Below are 509 nucleotides of genomic sequence, written 5' to 3'. Positions count from 1 at the left end.
CGATGAAACCCGGCAACCGATCAAACGATTTGACACGGTGCTAATTCTTGCAGCTTTCATGCTGAGAAATAAGAAGATGTTTGTCTATTGACCTCTTCTTATTTGAAGAGGTTTTATTTTTTTATAGAGAATACTAACTTTAAAAAGGAGGATGATTCGAATATGAGTGAAATCATCGCTACCTACCAGCTATTTGGCAAGCCAGGATCCTTTGAGAAAAAAGCGGAAGGGATTGCACTTGGCTTAACGATCGGCTCATGGACAGATTTGCCGCTGCTTGAGCAGGAGCAGCTGAAGAAACATAAAGGACGCGTCATCTCAGTCGAGGAATTCTCGAACACGCACCATCCTGTTAAACAAAATGATATTTTAAGCAAAGTAAAAATTGCTTATCCAAGTGCGAATTTTTCTGCTGATCTACCAGCTATTTTAACAACGGTTTTCGGAAAGCTTTCCTTAGACGGAGAAGTCAAATTGCTTGATTTAGAGTTTAGTTCAGACCTATTAAG

General features: G+C 39.7%; 1 pseudogene. It reads left to right on the top strand.

The annotated features are described in order from the left end of the window. Nucleotides 1–162: 162 nt before the first annotated feature. Nucleotides 163–509, top strand: a pseudogene (gene mtnW / locus V7149_RS23810) (2,3-diketo-5-methylthiopentyl-1-phosphate enolase); the annotation flags it as partial.

This window comes from Bacillus sp. JJ1503 (assembly GCF_036965125.1).
Lineage (GTDB): Bacteria > Bacillota > Bacilli > Bacillales > Cytobacillaceae > Cytobacillus.
This window is presented reverse-complemented; position numbering and strand designations above follow the sequence as displayed.